This window comes from Photorhabdus stackebrandtii, assembly GCF_011189495.1.
GTDB classification, from domain to species: Bacteria; Pseudomonadota; Gammaproteobacteria; order Enterobacterales; family Enterobacteriaceae; genus Photorhabdus; species Photorhabdus khanii.
On record NZ_PUJV01000147.1, the window covers coordinates 1 to 884 of the forward strand.

Below are 884 nucleotides of genomic sequence, written 5' to 3' on the forward strand. Positions count from 1 at the left end.
TAGGGGCTGTTGACGTTTTGAGAGGAATTACGGAACAGCATGATGATGGGGTATAATTGCTTTCGCCAAAAAACGACTCTACCTCACCATCATGCCAAGAACTATGTTAACAGATGAAGTATGGAATACGCTATCCTCATTGATGCGACACAGTGGCCGTGTCTATAACAAAGCAGAACACCGTATGACGCTGGAAGGCATTCTCTATCGAATGAGAACGGGCTGCCCCTGGCGGGATATCCCTGCCGATTTCGGTCAATGGAATACGGTATTCTGTCGTTTTAATCTGTGGTCAAAGAAAGGTATTTTGCAGTTATTATTCAAATGGTTATCTCATCACACTGATTCAGAATGGTTGTTCATTGATGGCAGTATAATCCGGGCGCATCAGCACAGTGCCGGCGCAGCTTCAGGGGAAGATACATCAATAGGCCAGAGTCGAGGGGGACGCTCAACCAAAATCCATTTGGTGGTAGACAGTTATGGACTTCCTGTCCACTTTGAACTTTCAGGCGGTCAAGAAAACGACATTGTTCATGCCGAGAGTCTGATTATGCAGTCACCTCCGTCAGAGTATGTCATTGCCGACAAGGGATACGACAGTGAAAAGTTCAGAGACTTTATCCGAAAGGGTGGAGCAACCAGCGTGATCCCTTACCGGAAAAACAGCCGCCAAAGTGACCAAAGCATTGACAGGCACTTATATCAGTATCGGCATCTGGTTGAAAATGCCTTTGCCAGAATTAAACATTTTCGAGCAATAGCAACAAGATACGACAAACTTGAGCGAAATTATGCCAGTATGGTTGCCATGGCTTTTATAATGATGTGGTTACCCATGTGGGCTGTATAAGTTATGTACACGAAACGTCAACAGCCCCTAG

The 884-nt window shown here is 45.5% G+C and carries 1 protein-coding gene; it reads left to right on the forward strand.

Annotated elements, in window-relative coordinates; all coding sequences use genetic code 11:
• Positions 1-91: 91 nt before the first annotated feature.
• On the forward strand, positions 92-853 hold the full coding sequence (locus C5470_RS22065; RefSeq protein WP_166291926.1) for an IS5 family transposase: 762 nt from the start codon (positions 92-94) through the stop codon (positions 851-853).
• Positions 854-884: the final 31 nt, after the last annotated feature.